Annotated in this window: 28 protein-coding genes, 1 tRNA gene and 1 pseudogene; 5 read left to right on the plus strand and 25 right to left on the minus strand. The window is 58.6% G+C overall.

Annotation, left to right across the window (positions count from 1 at the left end):
• Positions 1-67 precede the first annotated feature (67 nt).
• The 12 genes from ACIQU2_RS09255 to ACIQU2_RS09310 form a co-directional block, all read right to left on the minus strand.
• Positions 68-520, minus strand: a complete 453-nt coding sequence (locus tag ACIQU2_RS09255; protein WP_403140118.1) for a phage virion morphogenesis protein — start codon at positions 518-520, stop codon at positions 68-70.
• Positions 517-999, minus strand: coding sequence for a phage tail protein (locus ACIQU2_RS09260; RefSeq protein WP_403140120.1), 483 nt, complete (start codon positions 997-999; stop codon positions 517-519). The genes ACIQU2_RS09255 and ACIQU2_RS09260 overlap by 4 nt, the downstream gene beginning before the upstream one ends.
• Positions 996-1,232, minus strand: a complete 237-nt coding sequence (lysC, locus tag ACIQU2_RS09265; RefSeq protein WP_403140391.1) for an Rz1-like lysis system protein LysC — start codon at positions 1,230-1,232, stop codon at positions 996-998. Before lysC ends, ACIQU2_RS09260 begins: the two co-directional genes overlap by 4 nt.
• Entirely contained in the window at positions 1,117-1,548 is a 432-nt protein-coding gene (lysB, locus tag ACIQU2_RS09270; RefSeq protein ID WP_403140121.1) for an Rz-like lysis system protein LysB, read from the minus strand. Before lysB ends, lysC begins: the two co-directional genes overlap by 116 nt.
• Complete coding sequence (locus ACIQU2_RS09275) at positions 1,545-1,751, minus strand: hypothetical protein (protein ID WP_403140123.1); 207 nt, start codon at positions 1,749-1,751, stop codon at positions 1,545-1,547. Before ACIQU2_RS09275 ends, lysB begins: the two co-directional genes overlap by 4 nt.
• The gene (locus ACIQU2_RS09280) at positions 1,748-2,587 is read right to left on the minus strand and encodes an N-acetylmuramidase domain-containing protein (RefSeq protein ID WP_403140124.1); all 840 of its coding nucleotides are present in this window, start codon (positions 2,585-2,587) and stop codon (positions 1,748-1,750) included. Before ACIQU2_RS09280 ends, ACIQU2_RS09275 begins: the two co-directional genes overlap by 4 nt.
• On the minus strand, positions 2,584-2,898 hold the full coding sequence (locus ACIQU2_RS09285) for a phage holin, lambda family (protein ID WP_403140126.1): 315 nt from the start codon (positions 2,896-2,898) through the stop codon (positions 2,584-2,586). The genes ACIQU2_RS09280 and ACIQU2_RS09285 overlap by 4 nt, the downstream gene beginning before the upstream one ends.
• Positions 2,899-2,960: 62 nt before the next feature.
• Positions 2,961-3,173, minus strand: coding sequence for a tail protein X (locus ACIQU2_RS09290; RefSeq protein ID WP_076383323.1), 213 nt, complete (start codon positions 3,171-3,173; stop codon positions 2,961-2,963).
• Positions 3,173-3,637 carry a head completion/stabilization protein gene (locus ACIQU2_RS09295; RefSeq protein WP_033039920.1) on the minus strand — a complete coding sequence of 155 codons (465 nt, stop codon included), beginning with the start codon at positions 3,635-3,637 and terminating at the stop codon, positions 3,173-3,175. The genes ACIQU2_RS09290 and ACIQU2_RS09295 overlap by 1 nt, the downstream gene beginning before the upstream one ends.
• Positions 3,638-3,737: 100 nt before the next feature.
• Positions 3,738-4,442: a terminase endonuclease subunit gene (locus ACIQU2_RS09300; RefSeq protein WP_403140129.1), complete on the minus strand. Its 705-nt coding sequence runs from the start codon at positions 4,440-4,442 to the stop codon at positions 3,738-3,740.
• Positions 4,443-4,444: 2 nt separating this feature from the next.
• Positions 4,445-5,449, minus strand: a complete 1,005-nt coding sequence (locus ACIQU2_RS09305; RefSeq protein ID WP_403140131.1) for a phage major capsid protein, P2 family — start codon at positions 5,447-5,449, stop codon at positions 4,445-4,447.
• A gap of 38 nt (positions 5,450-5,487) precedes the next feature.
• Complete coding sequence (locus tag ACIQU2_RS09310; protein ID WP_403140133.1) at positions 5,488-6,318, minus strand: GPO family capsid scaffolding protein; 831 nt, start codon at positions 6,316-6,318, stop codon at positions 5,488-5,490.
• A gap of 157 nt (positions 6,319-6,475) precedes the next feature.
• Between ACIQU2_RS09310 and ACIQU2_RS09315 the strand changes: the two genes are divergently transcribed.
• From ACIQU2_RS09315 to ACIQU2_RS09325, 3 genes are read left to right on the plus strand one after another with little or no spacing between them, the layout of a single operon-like run.
• A complete protein-coding gene (locus ACIQU2_RS09315; protein WP_403140135.1) occupies positions 6,476-8,236 on the plus strand; it encodes a terminase ATPase subunit family protein in 1,761 nt (586 codons plus the stop codon).
• A complete protein-coding gene (locus ACIQU2_RS09320) occupies positions 8,236-9,297 on the plus strand; it encodes a phage portal protein (protein ID WP_403140136.1) in 1,062 nt (353 codons plus the stop codon). Before ACIQU2_RS09315 ends, ACIQU2_RS09320 begins: the two co-directional genes overlap by 1 nt.
• A gap of 47 nt (positions 9,298-9,344) precedes the next feature.
• Positions 9,345-9,596 carry a hypothetical protein gene (locus ACIQU2_RS09325; RefSeq protein WP_403140138.1) on the plus strand — a complete coding sequence of 84 codons (252 nt, stop codon included), beginning with the start codon at positions 9,345-9,347 and terminating at the stop codon, positions 9,594-9,596.
• 2,294 nt (positions 9,597-11,890) lie between these two features.
• Here the strand turns inward: ACIQU2_RS09325 and ACIQU2_RS09330 are convergent.
• From ACIQU2_RS09330 to ACIQU2_RS09375, 10 genes and pseudogenes are all read right to left on the minus strand, one after another.
• Entirely contained in the window at positions 11,891-12,139 is a 249-nt protein-coding gene (locus tag ACIQU2_RS09330) for a hypothetical protein (RefSeq protein ID WP_403140139.1), read from the minus strand.
• The gene (locus ACIQU2_RS09335; RefSeq protein WP_403140140.1) at positions 12,136-12,393 is read right to left on the minus strand and encodes a hypothetical protein; all 258 of its coding nucleotides are present in this window, start codon (positions 12,391-12,393) and stop codon (positions 12,136-12,138) included. Before ACIQU2_RS09335 ends, ACIQU2_RS09330 begins: the two co-directional genes overlap by 4 nt.
• Positions 12,390-12,686, minus strand: coding sequence for a hypothetical protein (locus tag ACIQU2_RS09340; RefSeq protein WP_403140142.1), 297 nt, complete (start codon positions 12,684-12,686; stop codon positions 12,390-12,392). The genes ACIQU2_RS09335 and ACIQU2_RS09340 overlap by 4 nt, the downstream gene beginning before the upstream one ends.
• A gap of 170 nt (positions 12,687-12,856) precedes the next feature.
• On the minus strand, positions 12,857-13,018 hold the full coding sequence (locus ACIQU2_RS09345) for a hypothetical protein (protein ID WP_403140144.1): 162 nt from the start codon (positions 13,016-13,018) through the stop codon (positions 12,857-12,859).
• A gap of 133 nt (positions 13,019-13,151) precedes the next feature.
• Entirely contained in the window at positions 13,152-13,709 is a 558-nt protein-coding gene (locus ACIQU2_RS09350) for a hypothetical protein (RefSeq protein WP_403140145.1), read from the minus strand.
• A gap of 948 nt (positions 13,710-14,657) precedes the next feature.
• Positions 14,658-14,731, minus strand: a tRNA-Gly gene (locus ACIQU2_RS09355).
• Between the two features lie 180 nt (positions 14,732-14,911).
• On the minus strand, positions 14,912-15,796 hold the full coding sequence (locus tag ACIQU2_RS09360; RefSeq protein WP_403140146.1) for an alpha/beta fold hydrolase: 885 nt from the start codon (positions 15,794-15,796) through the stop codon (positions 14,912-14,914).
• A gap of 312 nt (positions 15,797-16,108) precedes the next feature.
• A complete protein-coding gene (locus ACIQU2_RS09365) occupies positions 16,109-16,801 on the minus strand; it encodes a pseudouridine synthase (protein ID WP_347803656.1) in 693 nt (230 codons plus the stop codon).
• Between the two features lie 33 nt (positions 16,802-16,834).
• The gene (locus ACIQU2_RS09370; protein WP_403140149.1) at positions 16,835-17,053 is read right to left on the minus strand and encodes a cysteine-rich CWC family protein; all 219 of its coding nucleotides are present in this window, start codon (positions 17,051-17,053) and stop codon (positions 16,835-16,837) included.
• Positions 17,054-17,059: 6 nt separating this feature from the next.
• Positions 17,060-17,917: pseudogene (locus tag ACIQU2_RS09375) on the minus strand (diguanylate cyclase); the annotation flags it as partial.
• Positions 17,918-18,131: 214 nt separating this feature from the next.
• Here ACIQU2_RS09375 and ACIQU2_RS09380 point away from each other — a divergent pair.
• Entirely contained in the window at positions 18,132-18,590 is a 459-nt protein-coding gene (locus ACIQU2_RS09380; protein ID WP_347803654.1) for a hypothetical protein, read from the plus strand.
• Between the two features lie 60 nt (positions 18,591-18,650).
• Here ACIQU2_RS09380 and ACIQU2_RS09385 read toward each other — a convergent pair whose 3' ends face one another.
• Positions 18,651-19,754, minus strand: a complete 1,104-nt coding sequence (locus ACIQU2_RS09385) for an enoyl-CoA hydratase/isomerase family protein (RefSeq protein WP_403140150.1) — start codon at positions 19,752-19,754, stop codon at positions 18,651-18,653.
• 132 nt (positions 19,755-19,886) lie between these two features.
• Between ACIQU2_RS09385 and ung the strand changes: the two genes are divergently transcribed.
• Entirely contained in the window at positions 19,887-20,579 is a 693-nt protein-coding gene (gene ung, locus ACIQU2_RS09390) for a uracil-DNA glycosylase (protein ID WP_403140152.1), read from the plus strand.
• A gap of 102 nt (positions 20,580-20,681) precedes the next feature.
• On the opposite strand, the gene ACIQU2_RS09395 is transcribed toward ung, so the two are convergent.
• Complete coding sequence (locus tag ACIQU2_RS09395; RefSeq protein WP_403140153.1) at positions 20,682-21,722, minus strand: AbrB family transcriptional regulator; 1,041 nt, start codon at positions 21,720-21,722, stop codon at positions 20,682-20,684.
• Entirely contained in the window at positions 21,715-23,229 is a 1,515-nt protein-coding gene (locus ACIQU2_RS09400; protein ID WP_403140154.1) for a tripartite tricarboxylate transporter permease, read from the minus strand. The genes ACIQU2_RS09395 and ACIQU2_RS09400 overlap by 8 nt, the downstream gene beginning before the upstream one ends.
• Position 23,230 lies beyond the last annotated feature (1 nt).

Genomic DNA, 23,230 nt, shown 5'->3' on the forward strand with positions numbered 1-23,230 from the left:
ATGTTGCAGGTCGCGCGTGCGAGCTGCATCGGCGGTGGGCTGTAGCGCGAGTGCGTACAGGAGAAGGTCAGCCGGCAAGGTGATCGATGAACAGATTTCGGATGTTTTCCAGCTCGTCGCCGCTGAATCCCAGCAGCTGCCGTGTTTCGTATTGCACATCCGCTTGGCCGCGTTCTGGTCGATCCTTGAGGCCGTACTGGTGAACCCGGGCAATGCGGCTCACACGCCCAACAAATCCGACCGAAATACCGTTTGCTGCGCTTTCGGTGCGCAGGTAACGGGCCGTTTTCAACTTGCCGAACATCTTGCCCTTGATCCGGCCTTTTTTTCCACGCAGGTCCTTTGGCTTGCGAGGGGAGAACGCCGAACCATCAGGATTGCGCTGCGTGGTGATGCGTTTCGACTGACTTCGACGTAGATCCCGGGCGATCGCACCAAGCAGCTTGCGGCGTTCACCCTCTTCCAGTTTGGCCAACAACACTGAAACCCAAGTTTCCAGTGCCTGCAGGTCGTTGCTCATGGTTTTTCCCACCGCGCGATGAATTCGCCGCCGGCAGTCCATAGCTCAAGCCCAGGCATGGTAAACGGATCATCGTCGACCACTGGCTCTGGTGGATGATTGACGACCAGGTTGCCGTCGTCCTGGCGTTTGACGATCACACGTTCAGTGAGTGGCAATTTGATCGACAGGTCGACCTTGCTGTTGTCCAGGAGATCGGCTTCGAAGGCGACGGCAGTTTTGCTGCGGTCGACGTTCTCCATCAGCTCGCGCTGATTCACCAGGATCCAAGCGAACAGGGGAATGGCGATGGCGTCGGGATGGCCAGCGTAATCCGTGAAGATCAGGTTCAGCGTGTAGCTGTATTCGAACGACAGACCAAAGGCAGCGGTACTGCGCATGGTGCCTTTGTCGATGAATACCATCATGCGGTCGGGGTTTTTCTTTAAATCCGGTACCGAGGCGAGCAGGTGAGCGCGTAGCGATTCTGGTTTGTTCATGGTTTACCCGCCTGGGTCTGCTGATGCTGGTAAACCATATCGACCTGCGCAGCGCATTGCGCCCAGTCGTTCTCGGTGACGTCCTGGTCGTTGAGTAGGGCGCCGTTCTTGTCCGGTTTAGTCGCCGACAGGGTGCAAGGCACCACGGCCGGACAACCAGTCGCGATAAGCAGCGGCTCCGGTGATGGCGGGGCGCTCGCGCATCCGGCGAGCAGCGTCAGGGAGAGGCTGATCAGCCCAAAAGCGAAGTTCGGCATTCTCACGTTTCAAGTCCTCAATCGTTCGTTGACGGGTGGCGAGCCCTTGGCGCAGTTGGTTTTGAACGCCGCGCAATACGGTTTGGGCGTTCCGCTCTTCCTGCAGAGATGTCTGAAGTTGGTTGGCCGTCGCCTCGCTGCGCGTGGCCCTATCACGTGCGGCATCGGCCGCTTGATTCGCCAGCTCTGCATTTTTGTCAGCGACCTCAATCCGCTGGGACTGGGCCCAGACAAGGAGCGCGATCGCGGCAAGCAAGACCGCGCCAAACAGCGCCTGGCGCAGCGTGCTCAAGCTCGGTACCAGCCAGCTGCATTCATTGCGGCGACATCGAGTTTGCGCATGTCGCCGCACATGACGATGGCCTTTACGCCCGGTTTTGCGAGTGTGATCGCCTCGCCGAGCTGTCGGACCAGGTCATAAGGCGAGTCCGCCGGCAGTAGAAAGATGTCGCCATCGGCGGGGCTGAGTTTGCGGATTTGCTCTTGGTCAATCATGCGGCCTCCGGAATGGGGCAGCCTGCAGCGTGACGCTGATAGGCGCGCTCCAGCTTGGTGTCATACAGGTTGCGGGTGTAGTTGGGGCCGTTGTAAGCCTTGGCGAACGCCGCCCATTTCTTGCCCTTCAGCGCCTTGAGCAGCGCCGGGTCAGCTTCGATAAAACGCACGAAGGCTTCGAATTGCTCGTTCTCGTCTCGGGCCATCCGATCGGCAAAGTCCGAAACGCTTGCGTATCCAAGGCGCTCTGCGTGATAGCCCATCACCTGGAACGCGCCCCAACTGGCCGACTCCAGCGCGCAAAGATCGTCAATCAGTCGGGCATTCGCCAGGCGCTGGTGCTCTGCCGTTCCGCCGGCGTAGCCGCCTGATTTCGGATTGACCAGGTTGGGTTGGGCCACAGTCAGTTGGTCGGCGTGGGCCTTCAAATCGGCTACATCATCACCAGGTGCGCGCGGCGTGTTGAGCTGGCGATACATGATGTGTCGCTCGAAAAGAATCTTCGGCTTGCCGTTGTCCAGGAAGCCGCTGCCTTGGCTTTCGACTTCGTTGACGGCCATGATCGCGGCGAGCTCAACGCCCAGGCGTGCAGCCGCCTTCACCAACAGGTCGTGCTGCAGCAGGTTCGAACAATCGGCGCCGGCCAGCGCCAGAGCGGTTTTCGAGCCCGCAATACCGTCAATTACCAACCCAACCTGACGCTGGTAATTACGCACTGCGGACTCGGTGGCATCACCGAAATCGCCGTCCGGATCCAGACCGGCGCCGTGCAGGTTAAGGCGCTGCTGCAGTGTGCGGACCTCTTGCCCGCGATCGCCGTGGCGCAAAACACTCATAGCTGATCCACCTTGCGGTTGAAGAATTGCTTGGCCAGTGCGCGGGTTCCCTCAACGCCCAGCAGTCCGATCACTCCACCGAAGAACGGGCCAGTGGTGGCCGGAATGCCCAGCAGAAAGAGCCCATGACTGGCCGAAAGCGCAAGGGCGCCGCACAGCGGAGCTTCAAGTAAAACCCGGCGCCAGGTGCCGCCGCCGTAGATGATCCGTAGCGCGGCGATTACACAGGCGAGGCCGCCTGAGTAGATGGCAGGCCAGTTCAGTTCGAGCCAGGCAGCGAACCAGGCCCATGTATCCGGTTTGTCAGGCATGCGCGTGATTCCGCTGTCCAAGGTTGAAGGTGATGGTGTGTGTGCTTGCGATTTCGGATGACTCAATCCCATAGGTTCACCATTTGCAGCTCCGGGGCTTGCGGCGCGATATCCGGCAGCGCTACCAGAGTGCCGTGCGGAATGATCGTGCCGAAATCTGATAGCCCCGGGTTTGCCTCAAGGACTGCCTCGGTGATGCCGGCAGTGCGGCCGTAGACCCGCCAGCAAATGGCGTCGACGGTGTCGCCCTGAGCGGCATACACGGAGGTCGTCATCAGATGAGCTCCACGGTGGAATGGCCGACGCCCAATAGATCGCGAATGGCGAAGCGGGCGTCACGACGGTATTCATCGACCGAAGGTGTCAGTTCGTCTGCGTTCTTGTTGCCGTCGACGCTGGTGTCGTAGCTGCGATATCGCTCAGCGAGCTCAGCTCCAACGCTGCAATAGATCGAACGGCGGTAAAGGTGGATGAAGTGGCTTTCGCCATTGACTTCAAACGCCGGCACAGCCGCGATGGTGGTGTATCCGTTCTCCACATGATTCAGCTTCACCTTGGCCAGTTCGCCGTTCACCTGGATCAACGCGTTGACGGTCACGACTTCAATGCGTGCGTCAGTGATGCTGCCATCCAAGCGAATAGCGGATCGCAGGTGGACGACATCGATGTCAGGCCAGAACCCGTCATTGGTGATGACAAAGGGTTCGTCGGTGCTGCCGGTGGCAATAAATCCGCTCATGGTTCAGCCCTAAGTCGGCGGTGGCCGGGGCGTCACAGCAAGGAAAGGAGAGAAACCTGCTGTTCAGCCCCGGGCCGCCGGGGTTGCGGGGTACGCTCGGTCAGCTCCCTGGTGGGGGAGCAATCTTTTTCAGGAGGCGTTCAGCGCCTTCCAGATCCTTCTTGCCACCGCAGCTGTTGTTCAGCTCGATGGCGCGTTTCAGTAGTTCAATACCGGCCATTACCTGACCGGGTTGGCCCGGGTTATCGGCGCTCAGACCAGCCACCGTGGCGCGTCCTGTAGCCAGATACAGCTTGGCTCTGGCTTCGTCCGGCATGTCTTGCTCGGAGGTCAACTCCATCGTCCGGTGCAAGATGGCCAGGTCGAATCCGCCACCGGTTTTCTGAGAGCTCAACGCCGCTTCGGCGACTTCTTCAGCGACCAGGCAGCCGGTGGTACGTTCGAAGCGATCGGGCATCAGTAGGTTGTGCTGCAACACATACGCTGCGATATCGAGCGCGCCGTTGTAGTCGGCGGCATCTACACGCCAGATCATGATGGTGGTGAGTACTTCGTCCTGGGCGCCGTTGCCCGTTGCCAGAACACCGTCGACGTAAGGCACGTAAGCCGGCAGAAGCTGCAACTTGAGCGCGGCTTTGCCTTCGTTCGACTGGATCTGTTTCAGGCGCAGACGATCCTGCAGCAGCTGGGCCAGCTGCATTTCGTAGGCCGTCCCGCCCGCCATCGAAACGGCGGGCGAAGCGGCAGCAGCCTCCTGCGAGGCAAGCGCCTTCAGCCGGTGACGTTGAGCGAGGGAGAGGGCCATTGTTACGCGGCCTCTTCGATGTTTTCGACCAGGGCGCCGAGACCGAAGTCTTCGATCACGTAGTCCTCGTTCGACGATTGATAATCGGCGATGCGATCACGCTCCGGCTCGTCCTTGGTCATGCGACGACGGCTGCTGATCTGGAAGTAGATCGACAGGTTCTTCAGCGTCGTGATCATGATGCCGCCGTCGATGAAGAACGGTGCGTCTTCGATCGGCAAGCCGCCCAGGGTGCCGTTGGCGATGATTCGCGCGGCTGCCAGCTCGTTCTCGTTGTCGGCGGCGCCTTCGATGTTGGCCAGGAACTTCGCGTGCAGCAGGTTGCGATCGACCAGGACGACCAGATCTGGACGCTTTCGATGCCATGGGTCCAGCAGCTGGATGGCGTCGTAAACCAGACCGTCGAGCGTCTTGTAGTCACCGGTCGGGCCGATGGTGACCTTGCCAGCGACCGAGCCGCTGCTCAGGACACGTTCAGGCGCTTTGGTGCGGTACTTCTCCAGCCAACCCACGTTTACGTCTTCCAGCAATGGGTGAGCGTTCCGATCGGTAGTCGCCGCAACACTGGTGCCGTTGAAGCCGATCATGATTCGGTCGAGCGCCTGACGCTCGACGATCGCGCCGGACAAGCGAGCCTGGAAGTCTGGAAATTTCGCCCAGGCATCCAACAGCGCGTAAGGGATCGCGGTATCGAAGTCGGTTTTTTTGCAGCTGTAAGTGTCGTTCTTTAGCGAACTCACGCCGCGAGGATTGCGGGCGGCCTGGCTGGTGTCAGTACGGCCGGCAATGGTCGAGCCGACCCCGAGAATCACTGCCTCACCGTCTTTCTCGTCGACGCCCAGCACGTTGATTTTTTTCAGGAAGGCGCTGGATTCCTGAATAGCTGTTTCCAGCTTCTGCTGAACAGAAGGGGTGACGGTGAATTTCTCCGCCACCGACCCGACGGAGTTGATCGATGCAACCTGTTTGGTGAAGCCGTTGAAGGCAAGCCGTGTTTCGTTACGCATGGTTTTCTCCTGTGGAGCTCGTTAGGGGGCCGAAGTGATCAGTAGGCGGTCAGCACAGCGCCGTCGCCGCCGGTCGCGGCTGGCCGTTTGGTTTGGCTGTGGTCCTGGGTTTCGCCCAGGCGCTTGATCAGTTCGTTGAAGTCAGTGCTGAGCTTGTCCAGGCTGGTTTTCAGGTCTGCGGAGAATTTTTTCTCAGCGGCCAGCTGGTCGGGCAGATCCTTGACATGCTCGGCGACAGCTTCAACGGCCTGGCTGATCTGGGCGAACTCGCCGTCATCCTTGGCCTGTTTGCCAGAGAGCAGGGCTTGCACCTTGCTGAAGAGTTGGGCGCCGAGACCGGGCTTTTCTTCGATTTCTTCGAAGGTGAGTTCGGTTTCCACGGCCTCGGTAAACATCGAGCTCGCGGAGTAGTGGCGGTCTTTGAACGGACTCGCTTCAGGTTTTTGCGCTGAAAACGCGAGCACGTCGGTACCGAGACTCGCCGGGGAATCGGTCACAGCGAGACCGACGATGTAGGCCTCGCCGGTGTCGGCAAAGCTGTCGTCGATTTCGATGGACGTGTAAATCTTCTGTTTCGCCTTGTTCATTGCGATCAGATCAGCGGTCGGTTCGATCTGGGCAAATAGGGCCAGCTTGGTCTGACCGTTGACCTCCACCTCCTCGGTCTTGACTGCCGTCACGTCGCCGTAGGCTTTGAATGGGCTGTCAGGCAACAAGCTGCGGAAATGCTCCAGCCAGATCCGGGCGCCGTAGGTGGTCGGGTTGAAGTTTTTGGCAGCCTGTTCCAGCCAGCTGCGTTTGATGGTGCGCTTGTCCGAGGTAGCGCCCTCAACGGCGACACGGAACCAGTTGCTGCGAAATTTCTTCATGTCGGGAAATCCTCAAAGCGATGCTGCTGAATGCAGTTGCGTTGAGGTGCATCGTCGGCAGTAGCGTTGTTACGAGCAATCAGCGCCAGTTGTAGGTCCGGGCGCTACATGGCACATCGCTACGCCTTCACGCGCGCGAGGCGTCAGCATCGCCGCCATGACGACAACCGACGCCACTCCCATCCGCGATAACCGCCGTCAGGCCAAGTTCCTCTACTGGACCGGCCTGCGGATCTGTGCGATCGCCGAAATGCTGAGCGAAAAGGAAAAAACCGTTCACGCCTGGAAAACTCGGGATGAATGGGATCGGGCTGATAACGTCGAACGCATCGGTGGCGCCCTGGAAGCTCGCCTGGTGCAGTTGATCCTCAAGGACGGAAAGACCGGTGGTGACTTCAAGGAAATTGACCTGCTCCACCGTCAGCTGGAGCGCCAAGCCCGGATCGAGCGGTATAAGGCCGGCGGTACCGACACCGACCTCAACCCCAATCTGGCCAAACGCAACGAAGGTCCAAAGAAGAAAGCGGCTCGCAACGAGTTCAGCGAAGAGCAAATCGAGCAGCTGACCGAGGCGTTCAAAGACGGTTGCTTTGGCTATCAGCTGGACTGGTACCGGGCGAGTAATCAGCGCACTAGGGCGATCCTGAAAAGCCGGCAGATCGGTGCGACTTACTACTTTGCTCGGGAGGCGTTCATTGATGCCCTGGTCACCGGGCGCAATCAGATTTTCCTGTCAGCGTCGAAGAACCAGGCGCACATCTTCAAGGCTTACATACAAGGCTTCGCCCGTGAGGTTTGCGGTGTTGAGCTCACCGGTGATCCGATCATTCTGGCCAACGGCGCCGAGCTGCATTTCCTCGGTACCAACGCCCGAACCGCTCAGGGTTACCACGGTAATTTCTACTTCGACGAATTCTTCTGGACCTTCAAGTTCAACGAGTTGAACAAGGTCGCCAGTGGCATGGCGATGCAGAAACAATACCGACGCACTTACTTTTCCACGCCATCGAGCATGGCGCATGAGGCCTACACGTTCTGGACCGGCGAGCGCTTCAACAAAGGCAAGCCTGTTGCGCAGCGGCTGAAACTCGACGTTTCGCACGACGCTCTGCAGCAGGGCAGGTTGTGCGAGGACCGGATCTGGCGCCAGATCGTCACCATTCTCGACGCCGAGCAGCGCGGCTGTGATCTGTTCGACCTGGAAGAGCTGCGACTCGAGTACAACGCGGACGCTTTCGCGAATCTGCTGATGTGCCAGTTTGTCGACGACGGGGCGAGCATCTTCCCGCTCAACGTCCTGCAGCCCTGCATGGTCGACAGTTGGGTCGAGTGGTCCGAGGACTACAAACCTTTCGCCGCACGGCCGTTTGCCGATCGGCAGGTGTGGATCGGCTACGACCCGGCGGAAACCGGTGACAGCTCCGGCCTGGTGGTCGTGGCGCCGCCGCTGGTCCCGGGAGGCAAATTCCGCGTGCTCGAGCGCCATCAGTTCCGCGGGATGGACTTCGCGGCACAGGCCGAGGCGATCCGGCTGGTCACGATGCGCTATTGGGTCACCTACATCGGCATCGACATCACTGGCATGGGCTCTGGCGTGGCGCAGCTGGTGCGCCAATTTTTCCCCAACGTGACGACCTTCAGCTACTCCCCCGAGGTCAAGACGCGCCTGGTGCTCAAGGCTTACGACGTTATTCACAAAGGACGTCTGGAGTTCGACGCCGGCTGGATCGACATGGCCCAGTCGCTGATGGCGATCCGCAAGACCATCACCGCCAGCGGCCGGCAGTTCACCTACACGGCAGGCCGCACCGACGAGACTGGGCACGCGGATCTCGCCTGGGCGCTTTTCCACGCACTACATAACGAACCGCTTGAGGGCCAAACCTCAACGAATACCGGTTTCATGGAGATTTATTGATGAGCAACAGCCGCAGCGAAACCACGCAGGTGTCCACATCAGCCCCGGCTGCGATCGCGGACCAGGTGCTGCCGGCAACAGGCGGCAAGATGGAGGCCTTCACCTTCGGCGATCCCACGCCAGTACTCGATGAGCGGGGGATTCTCGATTACCTGGAGTGCTGGCTGAACGGTCGGTGGTATGAACCGCCGATGTCCCTCGACGGCCTGGCCAAGTCCTCCCGGGCCAGCGTGTTTTTGCAATCGGGCCTGAATTTCAAACGCAACATGCTGGCCCGCACCTTTATTCCCCACAAGTTGCTGTCACGTCAGACCTTCGAGCAATTCGCCCTGGATTTCCTCTGGTGCGGTAACGGTTATCTGGAAAGGCGCGACAACATGCTGCGCAGCACGCTGGGCCTGCAGCCCGCCCTGGGCAAATACATGCGACGTGGTGCCGATCTCGAAACCTATTACCAGGTGCGCGGCTGGCGAGACGAGTACGAATTCAAGCGCGGGACCGTTTACCACCAGCGCGAGGCCGACATAAACCAAGAAATCTACGGCCTTCCTGAGTGGCTCCCAGCGCTGCAAAGCGCGCTGCTCAACGAGTCCGCCACATTGTTCCGGCGCAAGTACTACAACAACGGCAGCCATGCCGGTTTCATCATGTACATGACCGACACCGCGCAGAACGAGACGGATGTTGCCGCGTTGCGCAGTGCGCTGAAGTCCGCAAAGGGACCGGGCAATTTCAGAAACCTGTTCATGTACGCCCCGGGCGGGAAGAAGGACGGCATCCAGCTGATCCCTGTCAGTGAAGTGGCGGCGAAGGACGAATTCGGCTCGATCAAAAACATCAGCCGCGACGACATGCTCGCTGCGCTGCGGATTCCCCCTCAACTGATGGGTATCGTTCCGCAAAACGCCGGCGGTTTTGGCTCGATCAAGGAGGCGGCGCAGATTTGGGCGATGAACGAGCTGGAGCCGATCCAGGCTCGCCTGCAGCAGGTCAATGAGTGGTTGGGCGAGGAGGTCGTCCGTTTCAGGCCTTTTGACGTGCAGGCGAGTACGGAGGACTAATTACTGGGCTGTGGTGGTCGCCATTAAAACAAAAGGCGCGCTCGCTATTGAGCCTGAATCTGGGCCGGCTTTTTGACACCCATCACTTGCGTCACAGATCGACCACAAACCCCCGCAGCCCGATGCCATCGGCAAAGCGGCCCACGGCGGTCAAAAACAAAGATCACTTGAACTTCAAGCCGGGCGCCGAATTCAAGCGCGAATACCAGATGTTTGCGGCCGCGCATGGCATGTTGATGGTGGAAATGCTCAAGGAGTCTTTTGACCTGCTCAAACAAGCGAAGATCGGCGGAAAGTAATCCGCCCACTCACCCAAGCCCCGCACTGGCGGGGCTTTTCTTTGGGCAAAAAAAAACCGCCTCAGCCGAAGCTGAAGCGGTCGATCTTGGCGACCTTATTTCAGGTCGTCGAAGCGGTCTCGCAGCAATTCGAAAACGTGATGCACACGCAGACAAACCACCACGAAGTCCCACGCACGTTTGAACTTCAACATGCTTGGCCCTCCCGTAGTTGGGCCATACCTCCAGCGCGCTTATCCCGGAACACGCGAGCCTTTGGGAACACACCACGCGTTCCCTATGAGGCGGCTAAGCTGATGGCCTCCCGAATGAATCCGGCACGGATTACTAGGCCCGTGTTGAGAGGTCCAAATTCGCGTTCAGGTTCTGGTCATCTGCCCCAGTTGCCGAACGCGGAACTGGCCCGATGTTAACGAATTTTTTCCAGCTGTGGTGGGACGAATCCGCGCATTGAGCGGACGAGAGGAGGGGTTTTTCGGTGGAAGCGAGGGTTTACAGGGCTTTGGCTGGATAAGATTTTTTTTCAGTATTTTTGGCGATTGTTGCTTTTGTTCAAAAAACATACAAAAAGCCGCCAGCCCTTGCCCGCCGCCGTCCTCGACGGACGGCCGGACCACCGCCAATCGTTAATTATTGCGCGGGGTGGCACCAGCTTGTACTCTCTTGCGGACACCACGCGTTCCCTGTGAGACCGCCGGCCCGGCCACTAACCGAGCTGGCACAAAAAAGCCGCCCTACTAAGGCGGCTTTTTTTTGCCTGCTGGACCCAGCCCCGCACTGGCGGGGCTTTTCTTTGGGCAAAAAAAACCGCCTCAGCCGAAGCTGAAGCGGTCGATCTTGGCGACCTTATTTCAGGTCGTCGAAGCGGTCTCGCAGCAATTCGAAAACGTGATGCACACGTAGACAAACCACCACGAAGTCCCACGCACGTTTGAACTTCAACATGCTTGGCCCTCCCGTAGTTGGGCCATACCTCCAGCGCGCTTATCCCGGAACACGCGAGCCTTTGGGAACACACCACGCGTTCCCTATGAGGCGGCTAAGCTGATGGCCTCCCGAATGAATCCGGCACGGATTACTAGGCCCGTGTTGAGAGGTCCAAATTCGCGTTCAGGTTCTGGTCATCTGCCCCAGTTGCCGAACGCGGAACTGGCCCGATGTTAACGAATTTTTTCCAGCTGTGGTGGGACGAATCCGCGCATTGAGCGGACGAGAGGAGGGGTTTTTCGGTGGAAGCGAGGGTTTACAGGGCTTTGGCTGGATAAGATTTTTTTTCAGTATTTTTGGCGATTGTTGCTTTTGTTCAAAAAACATACAAAAAGCCGCCAGCCCTTGCCCGCCGCCGTCCTCGGCGGACGGCCGGACCACCGCCAATCGTTAATTATTGCGCGGGGTGGCACCAGCTTGTACTCTCTTGCGGACACCACGCGTTCCCTGTGAGACCGCCGGCCCGGCCACTAACCGAGCAGGCACAAAAAAGCCGCCCTACTAAGGCGGCTTTTTTTTGCCTGCCGGACCCAGCCCCGCACCTGGCGGGGCTTTTCTTTGGGCAAAAAAAACCGCCTCGACCGAAGCCGAAGCGGCCCACCCTTCGACCTTACATCAGGTCATCAAAGTGATCTCGCAGCAATTCGACCAGGTGATGCATACGCAGTAGCGCGTAGAAACCCTGCCACGAACGGCGAGCGAATTTGAAAAGTCGCATAGGCGGCTTCCTCAAGAAGCCTGACAACCGCCGCCCTTACCGGGCAGAACGACGGTTTACTGAAAGGTGTCGACGCTTTCAGCGTGCCAGGTGTTTATCGGCCCTTCCAAATCCCGGCACGTTTTCCAGACGTGACGAAAGAGGCCAGGGGCGATTGCATGCCCCGACTAACGTAATACTCCAAAACCCGTACCAGAAAAAAGCACTTTGACGTTTTTTTGAAGTTTATTTTTCAGAGTGATAGATAGCCCTTGACGTCAGCTCGTCGCAATGTTTGGCATTGCGTCGAAAAAGCGTCACGTGCTGCCCAAGTGGCACTATCCCACTGATTTCGCCGTACTTCCGGTGAATTTCGCCGCGCTTCGCCTTTCCAATCAACGAGCAAACGGCCAAATAAGCGGCGAATTAAGCGGACATGCACTACATGTTGTGTGGCATGCACCATTGCGCATTTATTAGCACCTAATTTATAGTCGATTCGTCGACGCTTTCAGCGTGCCTGCGAACCCTACCTCCAATGGGGACCGCACAAACTAACCGCCACTCCAACGGCGGTTTTTTTGTGCCTGTCGTTTGTGTCCGTGACCCGTCACAGCTCGACCACAAACCCGCGCAACCCGATGCCATCGGCAAAGCGGCCCACGGCGGTCAGGCTCGCCCAGGTGCGCACCTTCTCGCGCTTGGAGCGCACCGGCACCCACCGCGCGCCGCTGCCGCCGAGGCGGATCGACAGGCCCCAGGCCGGCCCGCCATCGACCTTGGCCACCAGGCATTCACGCACCGCGTGCTGGCTGACCAGGGTGCGCAGCACGTCTTCCTGAATCGCCTCGCCGATCATTCAGCCCCCCGAGGCTGGTTGAAGGTCAGGCCAAAATCCCCGACATAGCCGACGGCGCCGCCGAGGCTCTGGCCGTCATCCAGGGTCACGCGCACCGTGTGCGAGCCGCGTGCCGCCGGCAGACGGTGCGGGGTACTCAGCTCAAACAGCCCGGGCATGGTTTCGTTGAGGATCGCCGGGAAGCATTCGCGGTGTTCGCTACCGTCCGCGCCGGTCAACAACACGTCGACCAGGCCGCGATAGGGCAGGCTCATTGCCCACCCCCGACCGCCTGCAAATACTCCAGGTCGGCCAGCGCATCAATCCGCTTGAACCATTGTTGGTCAAAGGCCGCGCGCATGATATCGGCCTCGCCTCGGGTGACTTCGCGCCGCTGCTCCAGCGCGGCCGTAAAGGCATGGCAGTCGTCGCGCAACGCACGCGCAGCCAAGTAGTTCCCAGCGGCCAGCAGTTTGTCGAACCACACATTGGCCGGACGGTCGATCTCGGGCGGCAGTTGCAGCAAGGCCAGCTTGCTTTGCTCGGGGGGCAGCGACACGTAAGGCATGCGCTCATTCCTTTTCGAGTAAGGGGCCGGCACTACGTAAAATCAGCACTGGGGGGAGTGGTCACCCAGTGTAGGGGGGAGTGGGAAACAGCATCCAGAAAAAAGGCCCCCGCACCTTTTGAAAGTGGGGGGGCCAATTTTACATAGCACACGTTATGCGCGCACGGCGGTTATTTGCCGTCGTTGTAGCCAGCGTCGTAGGCATCCAACAAGGAGTCCGGCGTATCGTCGTCGCCGTTCCAGCTCGTGCCTGGCTCGTTACCTTCACAGGCATCAGCGTACCCGTCTGCATAGTAAAGCCCTTCTACATTGTCCTCGCCTGGATTGCTCATGCCTTTGCCTCGTTGGTGGATTGCTGCACTCAAGATATCAAGCGCTAGCAGTATTTTCACCAGCGCCCAGGGTGGGGGGCCTTTCTGTTCGTTATGCGCAGGGCTGAAATGGCCTTCCGCTTGCCTTGGCGGCTCAGGCTCGAATAAGAATTTCGATTTGCTCCACGCGGATTCCCAAGCCAATAGCCAGCCCCCTCTTGGCTTGCTCGATGGTTAGCCCCTCTTGATCCTCAGCCAACTCATCTTCGGCCACTGGGCCATCGTCACTTTGGGGTTCTAGATCAGTTAGGACAGGAACGGGCTTGAACGTCAGTTCGTCGAGGTTCAGGCCAAAGTCGCTCAGCTTCATGTATGCAATCGGATTCCTACCACCAACCCAGCAGTTAGGCACGTCAATCTCGGCATACTCACTGATGTTTACGATTTTTCTAATGTCTCCATTGGAGTCTTCCTTTAGTGATTCAACTCCTGAAATCTTGCCCACTAAGAAAGCTGTGCCATGTGGGTGAGATGCATTCCCCCAATCGAGGTTTCGATTTTGAATACACACGATGTAGCGCATTTTCGACGCATTACTGGTGGATAGGCGCCATGCTTTGCTTCCTCCCTCCCGCAGGATACGTTGTGTCCCTCTGCAAGTGAACACTGCAAGGCAGGGGGTGTGATCGAGTTTTTCAGTGGTTAGGCTCATCGATGGTATCTTTTTGGCTGGCTTTGTGTGATCCACACTACGCCGCAAAATCTAGAGATGCAATAGTAATTTATCTAGTGTCACTGTAGAGATGCGTCTAGAGAATGACCTTCCTCTACCCATGTTGATCATCATCGAGCGCCCAGAAGATTAGTAAGGCTGGTTTGCTCCAGCGCTACCAGATGTATTCCCGCAAACAAAAAAAACCCGCCATTCGGCGGGCTTTGCTGTGGGGCGATTGAACGAAAACGCCGTTACTCGCACCATTTTGGGGCGGCGCCGGCACGGCTGCATGGGTCTTCACCTGGCGCGCGCCGTCGTCCCCCCGCCACGCCTGCGGGCTAAATCGGTCTTAATTTCTGCACACCTGCAACCCACCAGCCGCAGCGCCCGGCGGGCCTCTCCTGAGCAAACTGGGGCTGAGAAAACCCTACAGATCCCTACACGCACCCTCTCTTTTCAGAGCGCCCTGGAGCGCTATTCCAAGGGCCTGTTTTCAGGTGACCCACGGGAAACAAGTAATTTAAGTATGTGAAGGTGAGAAACCAGCTGCAGCCCGCACGCGATGCGGTTTTGAGCACTTACTTTGCACTGGCTTTTTTGAGTAAGGAGGGGAGTAATTTTTATCTAACTATATGATTTATATAGATATTTTATTTTCGATTTCTGACCTTGGTAAAAGGTAATGTTATTTCTAGATATTACTTAAAACTTACCTAATCAAATCGTCTACAAGCCTTGTGATTCGTAGCTTTCAGAAGGGGGGAGGAAAAACTTACCAAAAATACCGGTTTCCCGTGGCTCAACATAAAAACGGGACTGGCTATAGGGGGAGGGTGGCGGCAGGTTCTCGCTCCCGCAGCAGCTCGCTTACACGCAAACTGTCACCGGAACTGTCACCAAACACGCTAAGGCTCAAACTGACACGTCTGGAACCCTTGAAAATAGTGGAGCGGGTGAAGGGAATCGAACCCTCGTTATCAGCTTGGGAAGCTGGAGTAATGCCATTATACGACACCCGCTCAGAGCGGCTGACTTTGTACCAGATGTGGGCGTGGAAATGAAGTTTTTCTTTGCGTGGGACGACTTTAGCGCAGGTGAAACAAAACACAGCCAGGTGGCGGTCTATCGCGGGCAAGCCTTGCTCCTACAGGAAATGCATTCAACACTGTAGGGCGAAGCTTGCTCGCGATGACGCTGTTTCAGATGGCCAATGCATGTTGGTCCTGGACGTAGTGATAACGCGGTCGACTTTCGTGTTGCGAAGGTTTCAGAAAGCCCAGCAACGCGTTGCGGCTATCTCGGCAAGCAGCTTTGTGTTCCATGTCGAGAAAGTGGCCGGTGGCCTGCAGGGTGCTGAAAGTAGCGTGTTGCACATGGTTGGCGAACCGTTGAGCGCCGTCGGCAGCGGTGTACTCGTCCCATTCGCCGTTCATGAACAGCACCGGCACGTTGATTTTCTCCGCGGCTTTGAAGAAGCACTGCCGATCACTGTGCAGCAGATCGCTGATGTGGAAGTGCATCTGCCCGTATTCATGCTCGGCCAGGGAACTGACGTGCCGATAATTGAAGCGCTTGAACAGTGTCGGCAGGTGTTTGCCGATGGTGCTGTTCACCAGGTTGCCGACCCGGTCACCGTCCCGGCTGCCGAGGTAATCGATGCCGCGCTCGAGGTAGTCGAGCATGTGCGCGTTGATCTCCGGGGAGAACGAGCTGATCACGGCTTTCTCGATGCGTCGTGGCTGGTGGGCCAGGGCGACCAGGGTCGCGGCGCCACCCCAGGAAAACGACAGCACGTGTTCGGCGGCGAAGTGGTCGATCAGCTCCAGGAGGATCTGCCCTTCGATTTCCTTGGTCAGCAGTTTCTCGTGCAGGTTGTGGGCTTTCGACTTGCCCGCGTAGGGCTGGTCGTAGCAAACCACATTGAACTGCGGGTGAAGGTTTTTCACGGTTTGTGCAAACGACGCAGTCGTGGCCATCGAGCCGTTGACCAGAATAATGGTCTTCTCTGCGGCGTCTGCGCGATAGAACTCCGTGTAAACCCGATACTGACCCTGTATATCCAGCACAGCGATTTCTGGCCTCATGTCATAAGACTCCTGGCAAGCGGGTATGCGTGCAAATCAGATTGCACGAGCTTTGTGACAGGTAGGCATACGCCTGGAATTTGAGAGGCCCATGTCGATCCATTGCAGTCCGGTCGACGGGTGTTGTTATTGGCGGGCAGTCTGCCGGTGGAGGCGGAACCTGAGGGTTCTCTACCGGCAAAAAGTTTCTTGGAAGTATATTGTGACTCGTCGGTTACATTTCGGCCGACGTCCTGATTCAAGCAGGGGTCACGTCATCGCGCAAGTATCTTTCGTAAATTGTTCGACAACTTCTGCTGAGCGGTCGCCTGCTTAGATCAATTGAATCTCTTCGGTGCGTAATGCGCGGTACTCGCCCGGTTTCAGGGCGCTGTCGAGCACCAGCGGGCCCATGCTTTCGCGGTGCAGGCGCAGCACCTTGTTGTCGAAATGGCCGAACATCCGCTTCACCTGGTGATACCGACCTTCGACAATGCTCAGCCGCGCCGACTTTGCCCCGAGTAGCTCCAGCTCGGCGGGTTGGGTGGTGAGATCCTCAAAGGCGAAGTACAGCCCCTCGATGAATGCGATTGCATACTCCGGGCCGATGTCCCGTTCGGTCTCGACGTAATAAACCTTGGGCAGTTTGGTTTGCGGCTGGGTCAGGCGTCGCGACCAGCTGCCGTCGTTGGTGATTAGCATCAGACCGGTGGTATTGAAATCCAGCCGGCCGGCGATGTGCAGCTCATCCTTGTCCGGCTCATGGATCAGGTCGAGCACGGTCGGGTGTTGCGGATCGCGGGTGGCACTGACGCAGCCAGACGGTTTGTGCAGCATGAAGTAGCGTGCAGGCTTGCCGACTTGCAGCAGCTCATCGTCGACTTCCACGCGGCTGAATTCCAGGACTTCGGCGTGAGGGTCGCTGACGACTTTTCCGTCGATCCTGACGCGCTTTTCCACCAGCAACAGACGCACCTGCTTACGGTTGAAGCGCGGCAGGTTGCTGAGGAAACGGTCAATGCGCATGGCTAGAGGTCGGTGGGAAACGGGCCGCGCATCTTACGTGATCGGCAGGGCGGATGCTTGCAACTGCGCCTCGACCTGAGCGCAGCCGGGGCACAAACAGGATATGTCGCGCAGTCCGGCCGACAGCGCTTCGAGCACGGCCGGGTCGATGCTGACGCCGTAGCACCAGCAGGCCCGATCGGCGGTTCGCGGGTCGGCCAGGCTACAGTCATTGGCGGCGCCGCACGCCGGGCAGAGGTAAGGCTTGATCATGTCGGGTTATTCATAACTGGAGTGAAGCATTTCCACGCAGGTGCGGTTACGGCCGGCTTGCTTGGCCCGGTACATCGCATGATCAGCCCTCGAGAGCAGCGTGTGCAAGGTGTCATCGGTCTGCAGGGTGGTCAGGCCGATGCTGACGGTCAGCTGCAAGGCCTTATCGTCGTAGGCATAACGCTGTTGCTCGACATGCTGACGAATTTTCTCGGCGATCATCAGACCGGTCTCACCGTCAGTGTCCTTGAGTAGCACGATGAATTCTTCACCGCCCCAGCGGCAGACAATGTCGGAGTGCCGCAGGCAACTCTGCAGACCCCGTGCAAAGCCGATCAGCACCTGATCGCCGGCGCTGTCGAGCTCGCCGAGGCTCTACCCGATCTTCGCGCCTTGCGGGCCGCCCTCGGCACCGGTGAGCACCAGGCGTCCGAAGTTGTCGACGAAGTACACGCTGCGCTGGTAGCGCTGCTGGTATTTGTCGATCAGCTTGATCACAGCATCGACTGTCAGACCGACGCCGGCCGCGCCAATGAAACGATTGTTGTAGTCGTAGACCTTGTAGTTGATGAAGAAGGTCAGGTTGTCCTTGTTGGCAAGGTCCGGGTCGACATTGATCTCGTAGGGATCGGCCATGTCTCGCACGCGGAAATACCACGCATCGCGGGGTTCAGTGGCTTTGACCTGCTTGAGTTCGCCCTTGGCGTGGTAGTAGGTGAGGCTGGTGTTGGAGACGAAAAATGCGGTGTAGGCGCCGTAGTGGGTCATGACCTCGTTGAGGTAGCGGGTCATTTTTTCGGGATCTTGCTCGCCGTTTACCACCCAGTCACGCAGGCGGCTATCGTCACTACTATTGGAGCGGACATTCGCCACGTTATTACGGAGGTGGATATCGCGGTGCCCACCATTAATCAGCGGGCGAATGGATGAAAAACCTTTCATCGGCGACTTGTTTCAATCTGTTTCGGGAACGCACCAGATTTGGAAAACGATGTCTGATCTTTCGACAGTCACCGAATAATTGACTGTCGCCTACCAGCGTCGCTGGTGTGGCTCACTCGCGGTCCAGGAGGCCGCCATGTATCTGCGAATTCTTCTGATTGCTGTATTGGGATTGTCACTTGGTGCATGCGTGCCTTATTCCGATGGAGGAGCCAGCTACTACAGTTCCGAGGTCTATACCTCGCCAGCCTATTATTCCGGTGGCGGGCCTTACTACTCAGGTGGCGGCGGTTATTACACGCAACCACGCCGGTACTACGCCCCGCCAGCGCGGTATTACCAGCCAACGCCGCGGTATTACCATCAGCCGCGGGTTTATCAACCGGCACCACGCTATTACCAGTCGTCGCCACGAGCCGATTACCGGGCTCATCAGAATCGCGGCTGGGATGGCCATAACCGTGGCAGTTGGGACGGCCGTAACCGCGGTAGAAACAACGACTATCGCGGCGGCCATGGTGGACGCGACAACCGTGGCGGAAGGGGCGACCACAACGGTCGCGGCGATCACGATGGCCGAGGCGGCCACCGTTAAACACTCATGAAAAAGCGGCGCATGAAGCGCCGCTTTTTTTATGCCCGGATTTCAGTATTCCTACAGATCGGCCAGAGGATGCCGGCCTTCCCAGGCCTTGTGGAAATGCGCTTCTACCACTGCATCCGGCAGGTTATTGATGTCTGGCCAGTGCCAATGGGGTTTTTGATCCTTGTCGATCAACCGTGCGCGCACGCCTTCGCTGAACTCCGGATGACGGCAGCAGTTGAGGCTCATGGTGTATTCCATCTGAAAGACTTGCGCCAGCGACATGTGCCGGGCGCGGGCAATCTGTTCCCACACCAGATGAGCGGTCAGGGGCGAGCCTTCGCTCATGGTTTTCGCGGCACGGCTGAGCAGCAGATCCGTGTTGTCGCGCAGCTGGCTGATGGCCTTCCAGGCGCAGCGCACGTCACTGACATCCAGCAGCTCATCGATCTGCTGCCGTCTCGGTAGCCACTGGGCTTCAGGCATTTGCGCGATCGCTTCCTGCTGCAACGCCTTGAGCAGGCTGTTGAGCTGCATCGGCGTCTGTTCCTGCCAGTTCAACTGCAGCAGGCCTTCCATCAGCTCTTCCTGCTGTTCATCGAGCAGGAAACGGTCGGCCAGGTCCAGATCGATCGCATCGCGACCGTTCATATGGGCGCCGGTCAGGCCGAGAAACAATCCGAGCTTGCCGGGCAGGCGGGACAGAAACCAACTGGCCCCGACATCCGGGTACAAACCGATACTGATCTCCGGCATCGCCAGGCGGCTGCTCGGCGTGACAATCCGGATGCTCGCCCCCTGCAGCAGCCCCATGCCGCCGCCGAGCACATAGCCATGCCCCCAGCAGATCAACGGTTTGGGGTAAGTATGCAGATTGAAGTCCAGGCGATATTCCGCCGCAAAGAAATGCGCGGCCAGCGGCGGCACTTCGCCGGGGTGGGCGCGACAGGCTTCCACCAGGCTGCGTACTTCGCCACCGGCGCAAAAGGCTTTGGCACCGTTGCCGCGCAACACGACGCAGACGATTTGCGGTTCTTTGGCCCAGACGTCCAGTTGATCGCGCAAGGCGTTGATCATCGGCAAGGACAGGGCATTGAGGGACTTTTCGGCATCCAGGCTGGCGACTCCGATGCGTGCGCCGTCGGTGCCAGTGAGTTCTTCGAAGTGCAGATTCATCGTGACCTCGATCGGGAATTTGAGCGTTCAGTATGATCGCTGTACAGGAAAGTGCCGGATCTGCGTCAGAGCAATTGACAAGCGTGATGGGCTTTCCTAGGGTTCGTCCCATTGTTTTTGCCGGATGTAACCATGACTGCTGACGACCGTATCAAACTCGAACCGAGCTGGAAGGAGGCACTGCGTGCCGAATTCGACCAGCCCTACATGGCAGAGTTGCGTAACTTCCTGCAAGAGGAGCGCGCGGCCGGCAAGGAAATTTACCCTCCAGGACCGATGATTTTCAACGCGCTCAATTCGACGCCGCTGGATAAAGTCAAAGTCGTCATCCTCGGCCAGGACCCGTACCACGGTCCGGGACAGGCCCACGGCTTGTGCTTTTCGGTGCAACCGGGCGTACCGGCGCCGCCGTCGCTGGTGAACATCTATAAAGAGTTGAAACGCGATCTGAACATCGACATCCCGACCCACGGCTGCCTGCAAAGCTGGGCTGACCAGGGCGTGCTGATGATCAACACCACCATGACCGTGGAACGCGCCACCGCCAACGCCCATGCGGGCAAAGGCTGGCAACACTTTACCGATCGGATTATCGAAGTGGTTAGTGAACACCAGCCACATCTGGTGTTCCTGCTGTGGGGCGCACATGCCCAGAGCAAGCAGAAACTGATCGATGCCACCAAGCATCTGGTGCTGACCTCGGTGCATCCGTCGCCGCTGTCCGCTTATCGTGGCTTTCTCGGGTGCGGGCACTTCAGTCGAACCAATAAGTTTCTTGAGCAGAATGGCGAGACGCCGATTGAGTGGCGGTTGCCGCCAGTTTGATGCGTTGACCGAGTTGGCCTCTTCGCGAGCAGGCTCGCTCCCACAAGGATCACGCGAACCCTGGGGGAGCGAGCCTGCTCGCGAATGGGGCGACTCAGTCTTTCAGACAGAATCCGGCTGCCGATTCCAATACTTGAACAACGGCTCCGCCAGAAACAACACAAACAACAGCCGCATCACCTGCATTGCCGTCACCAGCGGTACGGACAATTGCAATGTCTCCGCCGTCAGGCTCATCTCCGCAATCCCGCCGGGCATCATGCCTAACGTCAGCGAACGCAAATCCAAATGCGTCAGCGCACTCAACCCCAATGCCGCCAACGTGGCGATCAACATGGTCAGCACCGTGCCGATCAAGGTCCGTCCCATAAAAGAAGGCGCACGCCGGAAAAACTGCCGATTGAAGTGACACCCCAACCCGCTGCCAATCATCCATTGGCCGATCTGGCTGCCGCCGTTGGGCAAACTGATGTGCAGATCCCAGCCAATGCTCACCGCCGCGCTCACCAACAAAGGCCCGAACAGCCACGGATTGGGTTGACGCAGACGCTCCCAGAGCCAGGCGGCGAGGGCGCCAGTCGGGAACAGAAGCGCCAGCCAGCGCCAGTCAACGGAAGTGGCATGGGACAGCGGTGCACCGTCACCCAACAAATACTTGAACGCCGCCGGCACACACAGCACCACCACCAACACCCGCAGACTTTGCCCCGCCGCAACACGACTGAGCACTGCGCCGTTACGCGCGCCGAGGTTGACCATCTCCCCGGAGCCGCCCGGCATGCTGGAAAAGAACGCGGTGGCGCGATCTTCACCGGTGCGCCGCATCAACCAGACCCCGACCACGGCCGACAGGCTGGTGACCAACGCACCGAAGAAGATCAGACCGAAGTGGCTCAGGACCTGCTCCATCACCACCGGGGTGAAGTGCAGGCCGATGCCGATGCCGACAATCCACTGGCCGCACTTGCGGCCGCCAGGGATTTCCGCCAATTGCCAGGGTGTCAGGCAACGCACCAGGATGATCGCCAGCAACGAGCCGACCATCCACGGCAGTGGCCAGCCAATCTGGCTGGCCAGGTAACCGCCCAGCAGACCGACCAGCGGGGTTCCCCACCAGGCTTTGAAGGGTGTTCGATCAGACATCGGCGATAACGCGCCGGGCGACCGCACGTTTGCGCCAGATTCGCAGGATCGGCACCAGCAGCATCACGGCGATCAACGCCCAGACACCCATGGTGATCCCGCTCGACCAGAGAATCTCCAGTGAACCGTTTGAGATCGACAAGGCTCGGCGCAGGTTCTGTTCCATCAAGCCTCCGAGGATGAAGCCCAGCAGAACGGGCGATAACGGAAAGTCCAGCTTACGCAGAATGTAGCCGAAGATGCCGATGCCGATCATCAGGAACAGGTCGAAGGTGGTGGCATGCACCGCGAAAACGCCGATGGCGGTAATGATCGCTATCATCGGCACCAGCGCCCAGTTCGGCACGGCGAGGATGCGGGTGAAGATGCGGATCATTGGAATGTTGAGGATCACCAGCATGATGTTGGCGACAAACAACGAGGCGATCAGGCCCCAGACGATGTCCGGTTGCTGTTGAAACAGCAGTGGGCCGGGTGTGATGTTGTACAGCGACAGTGCGCCGATCATCACCGCCGTCGTGCCCGAACCCGGAACACCCAGCGTCAGCATTGGCACCAGAGCGCCGCAGGCTTCAGCGCCGATGGCGGTTTCCGGAGCGGCCAGACCACGCTTATCGCCTTGTCCGAATTTTCCGCTTGGACCCGCGATACGTTTCTCGGTCATGTAAGCCACGGCGCTGGCCAGTGTCGCGCCAGCACCGGGTAATACGCCCATGATGAAGCCGAGCACACCGCAACGCATGTTCACCCAGAACACCGACGCGGCCTCCTTGAAGTTGAACATCATGCGACCGGTGGCTTGGAACGCTTCCTGGCCACGGTGGGTTTTTTCCAGCAGCAAGAGGATTTCACTGATCGAGAACAGACCCAGCACCAGCACCACGAACTGAATGCCATCGGTGAGGTGGATGTTGTCACCGGTGAAGCGGTAGACACCACTATTGGCGTCAATGCCGACCGTCGACAGGAACAGACCGATCAGCGCCGCAATAAACGTCTTGAGCGGTCGATCACCCGCCATGCCGCCGAGGCAGACAATCGCGAACACCATCAGTACGAAATATTCCGCCGGACCGAAGGCAATCGCCCACTTCGCCAGAATCGGTGCGAACACCACCATCCCGCAGGTCGCAATGAAGGCGCCGATGAACGAACTCCACGCCGAAAGTGATAACGCAACCCCGGCCATCCCCTGACGGGCCATCGGGTAGCCGTCGAGGGTGGTCATCACCGTGGAGGCTTCGCCCGGAATGTTCAGCAGAATCGAACTGATCCGGCCGCCGTACTCACAACCCAGATAAACCGCGGCCAGCAGGATTAACGCCGACTCCGGTGGCAGGCCGAGGGCGAAGGCGATCGGGATCAGCAACGCCACGCCGTTGATCGGACCCAGGCCGGGGAGCAGGCCGACGACGGTGCCGATCAGCGTGCCGCTGAGTGCGGTCACCAGGTTGTAAGGGGTCAATGCGACGCCGAAGCCGTGACTCAAATAACCAAGCGTATCCATA

Source organism: Pseudomonas sp. NPDC098740 (assembly GCF_044760065.1).
GTDB classification, from domain to species: domain Bacteria; phylum Pseudomonadota; class Gammaproteobacteria; order Pseudomonadales; family Pseudomonadaceae; genus Aquipseudomonas; species Aquipseudomonas rossensis.